The organism is Halogeometricum sp. CBA1124, assembly GCF_009741955.1.
In the GTDB taxonomy this organism is placed as follows: domain Archaea; phylum Halobacteriota; class Halobacteria; order Halobacteriales; family Haloferacaceae; genus Halogeometricum; species Halogeometricum rufum.
Window position 1 is genome coordinate 1 of the sequence record NZ_WPCD01000200.1, and the last position, 6,644, is coordinate 6,644.

At 55.0% G+C, this 6,644-nt stretch carries 7 protein-coding genes and 1 pseudogene; 1 reads left to right on the forward strand and 7 read right to left on the reverse strand.

All coding sequences use genetic code 11. The features are described from left to right. Window positions 1–535 (forward strand): annotated as a pseudogene (locus GJ632_RS24180) (transcriptional regulator); the annotation flags it as partial. 143 nt (window positions 536–678) lie between these two features. On the opposite strand, the gene GJ632_RS17910 reads toward GJ632_RS24180, so the two are convergent. From GJ632_RS17910 to GJ632_RS17935, 7 genes are all read right to left on the reverse strand, one after another. Then, a complete protein-coding gene (locus GJ632_RS17910) occupies window positions 679–1,086 on the reverse strand; it encodes a hypothetical protein (protein WP_191453660.1) in 408 nt (135 codons plus the stop codon). After that, window positions 1,083–1,901, reverse strand: a complete 819-nt coding sequence (locus tag GJ632_RS17915; protein WP_142987585.1) for a ParA family protein — start codon at window positions 1,899–1,901, stop codon at window positions 1,083–1,085. The genes GJ632_RS17910 and GJ632_RS17915 overlap by 4 nt, the downstream gene beginning before the upstream one ends. Window positions 1,902–2,292: 391 nt before the next feature. Further along, the gene (locus tag GJ632_RS25560; protein WP_191453661.1) at window positions 2,293–3,735 is read right to left on the reverse strand and encodes a DUF1524 domain-containing protein; all 1,443 of its coding nucleotides are present in this window, start codon (window positions 3,733–3,735) and stop codon (window positions 2,293–2,295) included. 29 nt (window positions 3,736–3,764) lie between these two features. Further along, on the reverse strand, window positions 3,765–4,733 hold the full coding sequence (locus GJ632_RS17925; RefSeq protein WP_191453662.1) for a DUF262 domain-containing protein: 969 nt from the start codon (window positions 4,731–4,733) through the stop codon (window positions 3,765–3,767). Window positions 4,734–4,796: 63 nt separating this feature from the next. Further along, the gene (locus GJ632_RS22395; RefSeq protein WP_197428072.1) at window positions 4,797–5,036 is read right to left on the reverse strand and encodes a hypothetical protein; all 240 of its coding nucleotides are present in this window, start codon (window positions 5,034–5,036) and stop codon (window positions 4,797–4,799) included. A 290-nt stretch (window positions 5,037–5,326) separates the two neighbouring features. Beyond that, window positions 5,327–5,902, reverse strand: coding sequence for a hypothetical protein (locus GJ632_RS22400; RefSeq protein WP_197428073.1), 576 nt, complete (start codon window positions 5,900–5,902; stop codon window positions 5,327–5,329). A gap of 22 nt (window positions 5,903–5,924) precedes the next feature. Next, window positions 5,925–6,437, reverse strand: a complete 513-nt coding sequence (locus GJ632_RS17935) for an FtsK/SpoIIIE domain-containing protein (RefSeq protein WP_191453663.1) — start codon at window positions 6,435–6,437, stop codon at window positions 5,925–5,927. Window positions 6,438–6,644 lie beyond the last annotated feature (207 nt).

The window sequence follows — 6,644 nt, forward strand, 5'->3', positions numbered from 1 at the left end:
CCGACGCAGCACCCGATCCTCGCTGCGCCTCCCCACGACGACCCCCATCGGTGAAGCGTTTCTTCCGGGATCAACTGCGCATATTGCCGAGAGCAGTGTTCCCGATGCAGTCCTCGATGTAATGCTTTGCTCAGTCCGCGGAGCATCTGTCGTCCGAGGGCTAGTCCCGAAGGCGCTCGCAGGCTCAGCGACTGAGTTCTACGAGGCAGCAGTCACAGATGATTCTGCTACACTGGAGTTGGTGCTCGATGGAGACGTATTCGACCGATTATACGAACTGAATCCACAGGAGACGAAAGATGCGTTAGACAAACCGAGCGTTACGTTGTTTCGCGGGACGATTCCGTGGACGTTTGGGCTATGGATAGCGGATGAAACGGAGGTCGGTGTCGTCGTTTACACGGAACAAGGAATTCAGGGCTGTATGCTGAATGATACTAAGACTGCGGTTGAGTGGGCGACAGAACAGTATGATTCGGTTGAGCGAGATGCAGAGGAAATTTTCCTTCGTGGAGGTCCCAAAGGGATACGGTAACGGGAAATCCCGTAGTCACACTTAGTGTTCGCTGAAACGGGTTACTAAGAAAAAAATCAATTTCCAATTTCTATTCGTTTTCTATATCTCTGTATAGAAGGCACGCATCAATTCCATCCTCCGAGATTGTGGTTTTCCCGAGGTCATTCGTCGCCGAGTTCCGAAAGCCGATCCTGGATTTCCCCGGCATCCGCCTCAGAGAGCGCCTCAACACCGAACTGGACGAGTAGCGGGTAGAAGTGGCGGTTCTTCTTGAACTCGTCCTGGCCCGCCTTGCGGAGCTTTAGCTGGGACTCGAGGTAGGTATCCTCCATCTCGTCGAGGACATCGTCGGGAATGTAGATCGTCCGCCCATTCCACTCGTCCTTGATGTTCGTCTTCGTTTTGCTCGTTTCGTTCGTTTCACTCGTTGAAGTCGATTCGGTCGTTTCGGTCGATGAACTGGTTTCCACCGTTTCACCCACCTCGCTCGTTTCGCTGGAATCGACCTCATCGTCCTCCTCTTCGTAGTTGCCCTCGATGCCGGAAGCATCACCCCAGCCGTCGCTCATGCTTTCACCTCCTCAGGCGCAGTCTTCTCGAACGTCTCGTCGAACAGGTCGGCAATCTCGTTGAACAGGTCGCGTGCATCCTCGACGCGCTGGTTCTCCTTGCCGAAGCCGAAGACGGACACCCCCTCGCCGATCGACTGGGAGAGGTCGGTCCGCTTCGGGATCTCGAACACCGGGAGGGAGTACGCCGACTTGATCTCCTCGATGGTGTCGCGGTGTTCAGCGTTCTGCTCGACGCGGTTACAGACAATCGCGAGCCGATTGATGTCTCCGTACGCCTGTTCGAGGGAACTCAGCTGCTTTGCGAAAATCTGGAGGCTGTTGGCGTTGAGCTTCTCGGGAATGACGGGGATGACGACGTTGCCGGTCGCGACCAGGGCGTTGTCGGTGAGGACGTTCAGGGATGGCGGCGTGTCGACGATGATGTAGTCGTAGTCCTTGTCGAGCTCGTCGAGCGTCATCTCCAACCGCTCGCGACTCTTCGGCGCCTCAAGCAGCGTCTGGATGTTCTTGTTGTTCGCGAGCTTCTCGCTGGCGGGAAGGATGTCGAATTCCTCGTGCTCGACGATGATGTCGTTCACCGACTCCATCTGGTCGAAGTCGAGGACGTCGAACAGCGTCGTACGGTCGGTATCGTAGTACAGATCGTTGTAGCCAAGCGAGCAGGTGAGCCCTCCGTGGTAGTCGATGTCGACTAGGAGGACGTCGTGACCTCGGGCGGCGAGTGCGCCGCCAGTATGAATGACGTCGGTAGTCTTCCCTGCGCCGCCCTTCTGATTCGCCACCGTGATTCGTGCGGTATTGGTGTCGGTCATTATCTTCGTTTCTCTCGTTATGTTCGTTTCGTTCGTTTTGGTCGTTTAGTTCGGTGCGTTCGGTGAGGGTGTTTCACTCGGTGAGAGGATTACTACGATGTTAAAACCAACTGTTCGTTTCGCTCATTGAACTAATTGCGTTCATTTCTATCACTCAATTCGTTCCGTTCGTTTTGTTCGTTTCTGCTAAAGGCCAACCAGAGACAAACCAGTTCGTTTGGAGAATTCAATTCATCAATCTCGTTTACTTCATTCCATTCATTCTATTCGTTTCGTTCGTTCCTTTCGTTTTGGCAAAGGAGGTCGGCACCTTCTGTGGGGGTGGCGAAGCTGGATAGTCAGCTGGGAAGGCTTCGACAGGTACTCGCAAAACCGACTTCTCAGAGGGGGGTTAAAGCGATCGGACGGACAGACGTTTCTCAAACTCTTGGTCCGTCTTCTCTCGAATTTCGTGGCGTACCTCATCTTGGTCGGATTCAATCCCGAACTCGTCCTCAAACGAATCGAACCCAAGCGTCGACAGAATATCCAAGAGGAGCTCGATTCGTCGATCCTGTAGAGTCTCGTAGGTCCAGAAGGAGTTGAAATACGCCACTACATCGGCGTCCACATTCGAAACGTCACCGCCATCGTGCTGCTCACGGAGTTTGTCGAGGGAGTCGCGATCGACGTTGCCGTATTCGGCCGTGAAATACCGATTGGGGTAGATACTGGGGAAACCGTCGATTTCGGAGTAGTACTGCGTCATCTTCTCGGCGAGCGGCCGATTACTCGCCCCGATATTATCGGTGTCACGGAGCAGGAGGAAGTTCCCGATATCGTCGATGAACCCCTGCGTGATGAACTCCGAGATATTGTCTTTCAGTCGCTCCTCCTCTTCGTCGAGATCAGAGCGCTGCACCAGCTCGATATAGCGTTCGATCTCTGACGCGATCTCGATGTCCGGATCCGAGTCGAGTTTGAAAAACTCCCGAAGCCACGTCGGGTCTTCCGGGTCGCTGACGGGAGTCTGCGGGAGGACGTGTTCGAGATGGATGTTCCCCATGTTCAGGTCTCGCTCGACGGCACGACTACTGTCGTCGAAGTGATCCTGGGCGATCTTCCCGAAGAGCAGTCGCGCCGTTCCGGTACTCCAGGACTGCGTCTGAACGACCGTATCGACGAACCGGTCGCCGAACAGCGTCGGCGTAGAGGAACGCATCTCGGTGATGAGGTACTCTCGAGAAGCCTCGTATACACTATCTGGAGTGGCGTCGGCAGTTGGTGCGAGATTGAACTCCTCGACGGCCTCGATGAAGACCTCGCGGAAAATACTCGGACGTTCAGAGATGAGGAGGCGTCGCAGGTTGAGTTTCTCGATGGTCTCTAGTACGCGATGGAATTGTGCTGCATCCCGTTCCGATTCAGGATTGGTGTGATAGTAGAGCGCCAGGACGAATGGCCGCCACTGGTCCATCTGTTGGTTATTGAGGCGAACAAGGATTTCCCGACACTGCTCTCGGTGACTGGCTAACTCAAGGTCCTCGGCGGCGAGCTCCGTGGTTGTGATGTCTTGGTAGTAGTCGACGAGGTCGTGCGCGTAGTCGAGGAAGGCCTTCGCTTCATCGAGATTCCGAAGGCGCGGGACGACATCCGAGTCGATGTTCCTCGTGTCGAAGGCGTTGGTCAGTTCGGCGCTCGCGTCACCAATCCTGTCGATGCCATCGTCGACGATACTCAGATAGATCGAGAGGTAGTCGTCGATGGCATCACCATCGGTTGCGAACGCCACCACGATGTCCTCCCACTTGTCGACGTACTCGTCTTTCACGTCGGTATCGAAGAACGCGTTCACGACCGCCGCCCTGATACGGTCGATCTTCGTCAGATCGCGCCGCGATCGTTCAAAATCTCGAAGATCTGCATCCGGAAGTCCGACTCGGCCTCTCGAATCAGGTACTCCCCGACGTGGTAGGAGTTGTAGACGTAGTTAAGGATATTCACGAGCGCTCGCACAGTCTCGTCCGGCGTCTCGGCGTCGGCGACGACGCCGCTAATCTTCTCGTTGTAGAACTCGTAAGCGTTCAACAACCGCCGGTGTGAGCGGTACAGTTTGAAGAACGCCCCTGAGGACAGCGAGTCAGTATCCAAGTCCGCGAGTTCATCGTCCGTGGTACCGAACCGGTCCAGACATTCCGAGACTTGTACTGCATCGCTGTTGTTCCCGTGAATGCTGAAGTCGGCCTCGTTCTTGAGGTAGTCCACCTGGGCGGAGGGCCCCATCATGAGGGCTTTGAAAAATTCAGCGTCGTGTTTGTTCAGCGTGAGCCGAGGCTCACGTTTGCCGAACATCTCCTCCACATAGAGGATATCGGTGATTCGTCCGATCCCGTAGTCCCGAAACTCCGCCAGGGTATCGTCCTCGATAGAAGCTGGGTCGACGTCCTCGAGGTGCTCCATAAGGACGCGCAACAGCAGGTGTGTCGTCGTCAGGCGCTGTTGGCCGTCGATGACCTCGTACACCTGTTTGTCGTCGTTGACCGCGAAGTACATCGAGCTGAAGAACACGTCCGACACTTCGCGTCGGTCAGCGACCAGGTCGGCATTCACGAACTGCTCGATGTCCGACCAATACTGTTCGTGGTGGATGTTCTTCCACGAGTACAGTCGCTGGTACTCTGGTACGTTGAACTTCTGATCGGTGAGAACCTCCCCCAGAGTCCGTTTCTCCATCTCGAAATTCTCGGCCGTAATCGGCCGAACTACCTTCCCATCACCGACATTCCGGGTATCGAGATCTCTGCCATCGTAGTCGATGTACTTATCATACAAATCGTCAGCCTCGTCCGACATTATTGACTGCTGTTTGTAGTCCGTCCATTTACCGTTGTGGGCGGGTTTCCGGGCCGAGTCAGGTCACCCCAGAAGGTTAGCGAGTTCGTGGAGGCTCTCTTTGAGATTACGCTGGAACTCGGTAGAGACGGTAATGAACTCGCCGTCGTCGCTGTGTTTCTTGTACTTTCCCAACGATAGAGCGAGCTCCCCGCTTGGGGTTGCAACGAGCTTGAAGATAACTGAAGTGCTCTGTAAGCCGGTTTCCAGCCACGCCTTTTCGATATCTGCCCATTCGCCAGCGGAGGTATCTGCTGAATCCACCTCGTAAGCCAAGCTGTGAACCTTCCCCCGATTCCGAGAGTGTCCAGTCTGAACTGGAGCGAGAACGTGTTCAGTACCGCGGACCTGCTTCCCGAGCTGAAGCATCGTCCGCCCGTCAGGCGTCTCGGTGAGTTTGAACCACTTCTGGTACGGGTCATACGAGGCACTCAACCACCAGAATCCGAGATCCTTCCAGTCCGATTGGCCTCCCTGATCGAACTTCCCGTACTCCCATGCTCGACGAAGCCCCTCGCTGTGTTCAGCTAGATATTCTCGCGGGAGGACGACGTCTATCGAGGGATTGGCTGGCTTTGGTTGTCGGAGCCAGTGGATGGCGCCGTGATACCCGTCGCTGAAGTCGTGTTGGACCGCGTGAGGCCAAGTCGAGAGAATGCCAGAGAGATCGACGTGAATCCGGAGAAGTCCTCTTCTCCCAGCCAGAGGACACTGTACTCTGCAGCGAGATACTCAGCGGTTACTGCATCGACATCCTTGTCCTCGTGTTTGTGCTGTACTTCGACGCCAATGCCACGGCCCTCGGGGAATCGAGGCTGTGGAAACTCAACGAGAATATCGGCACGCCGGTCACCCAGCTGCTGTTCTAGTCCTATTGTGGCGTCGGGATACTCGGTCGTGAGCTTCGAATACGCGATCGACTTCATCCGCAAATGAGGTGGAGATTCACCGCCACAGTCAGTCTCCTCTTCAGCAGCGTGGTAGAAATGCCGTGCGACGAACGATCCCTTACGGCGATGGGAATCGCGAATTTTCAATTGATCGCCGCACTTCGGGCACTCGAGGAGATTCCCTTTCTGTACCTGATTCGGAATGACCTCGGTGCCGTCGTGGAGGGCCAAGAACGGCATTTGAATTCTACATTCCTAGTGGTCACCGATATTGATTGATGAGGTTACGGATGTCATCAGAATCTACATAGAGGCCTTGTAGCCGAGTGGTTCTGTCCGCTTCTTTCAGTAGCATGTCTCCGTCTCCGCCAAGTTCCTCTGCTCCACCTTCGTCGATTAGAATTCGAGAGTCAGACTGCTTTGGAAGCCGGAAAGCCACCCGAGTATCCAGATTAGCACGGAGGTCCGTGTCGATAGCTTCGTGTGAAGGTCGCTGGGTAGAGATGACGAGATGGATACCCTGTGCCCGTGCGATTTGGGCGATTCGGCGCACGTTGTCCTCGGTGTCGTCAGCGTCTTCTCCAAGTTGCTGGAGTAGGTCGCTGTATTCGTCGATGATGACGACGATCGGCTTCATCTGGTCATCAGGGTTCTGCTCGTTGTACTCTCCGATGTCACGGCATACGCTTTCCCGCAGCAGCTGTTTTCTACGTGGGATTTCGTCCTCGACGAGCCACTCGAACAGGTTGGCAGCATCTTTCGCGTCAGTGATCACCTTCGCCGTTAGAAAAGGGTTTTGGGCAGAGCATCGAAGAAGATGAAGTCGGTCTCCTTCGGATCAACTAAAGCGAACTCGACGTTGTCTTCGCCTTTTCTGCTCCATGAAGTTCATAATCAAGGAGTACAGGAACACGGTCTTCCCCGCTCCTGTTGCCCCCACCCGACCCAACATGTGTGGTGCTTCAGAGAGATCAGAACGGTA

Bases quoted from the DNA above. Each gene is read 5' to 3' on its own strand.
- GJ632_RS17910 (WP_191453660.1), bottom strand. From the start codon at position 1,086: ATGAGCGACGGCTGGGGTGATGCTTCCGGCATCGAGGGCAACTACGAA.
- GJ632_RS17915 (WP_142987585.1), bottom strand. From the start codon at position 1,901: ATGACCGACACCAATACCGCACGAATCACGGTGGCGAATCAGAAGGGC.
- GJ632_RS17925 (WP_191453662.1), bottom strand. From the start codon at position 4,733: ATGTCGGACGAGGCTGACGATTTGTATGATAAGTACATCGACTACGAT.
- GJ632_RS22400 (WP_197428073.1), bottom strand. From the start codon at position 5,902: ATGCCGTTCTTGGCCCTCCACGACGGCACCGAGGTCATTCCGAATCAG.